General features: G+C 49.4%; 2 protein-coding genes. One reads left to right on the forward strand and one right to left on the reverse strand.

Going from position 1 to position 779, the window contains the following annotated elements; all coding sequences use genetic code 11:
- The coding region (locus J5224_RS32115; RefSeq protein WP_264629003.1) for an iron-containing alcohol dehydrogenase at nt 1-417 on the forward strand (417 nt) is incomplete at its 5' end.
- Between the two features lie 39 nt (nt 418-456).
- Here the strand turns inward: J5224_RS32115 and J5224_RS32120 are convergent.
- A partial coding sequence (locus J5224_RS32120) for a DMT family transporter (protein ID WP_264629004.1) occupies nt 457-779 on the reverse strand: 323 nt, incomplete at its 5' end.

The following is a 779-nucleotide window of genomic DNA, read 5'->3' on the forward strand; positions in this document are numbered from 1 at the left end:
CTGGCGTTGAACGGGCTTATCGGCGCAGGTGTGCCACAAGACTGGGCTACGCACCGTATCGGCCATCAGCTCACCTCGCTTTACGGTTTGGACCATGCGCAAACGCTCGCCGTATTACTTCCTTCTTTATTATATGTCCAACGCAATAATAAGCATGAAAAGCTTTTACAATATGCCACGCGCATCTGGCAAATAACCGAGGGTGATGACGAGACCCGCATTTCCCAGGCGATTGCAAAAACGCGCGATTTCTTTGAGCAGATGGGGATAAAAACCCGCATGCGCGATTATGGATTACCACCGGATGCGGTGGAGGCGATAATCCACAATCTGAAAGCCTTTACTCTTTTACCGCAGGGTGAAAGGCAGGATATTGACGAAGCAATGGCAAGAGAAATTCTGACACTCAGCTATTAAAATCGCTCCCCTTCGCCGCTACACGAAGGGGATATCGGCTTATTTTGTCTGGGGAACCCGGTTAACCAACCCAATCCCCAGACACACCAGCACCAAAGCAGCAGCATAGCGCCATTCAAGAATGCTCTCATCAAGGAACAGCGCCGAGAGCACGGCACCGGCAATCGGGATCAAGAAATTAAAAGGTGCGACAGTGCCGACCTTGTTATATTTCAGCAATTGGCTCCATAGCGCAAAGGTGATCGATGAAAGCAATACCAGATAGAAAAGAATCAATACAGAATCCCAACCCTGAACGCTCAGCGATCCACCGCTAAAATACCCAATCAACGTAAGGATTATACCGCCAATCGCCAGTTGGT

Source organism: Candidatus Symbiopectobacterium sp. NZEC135 (assembly GCF_025962695.1).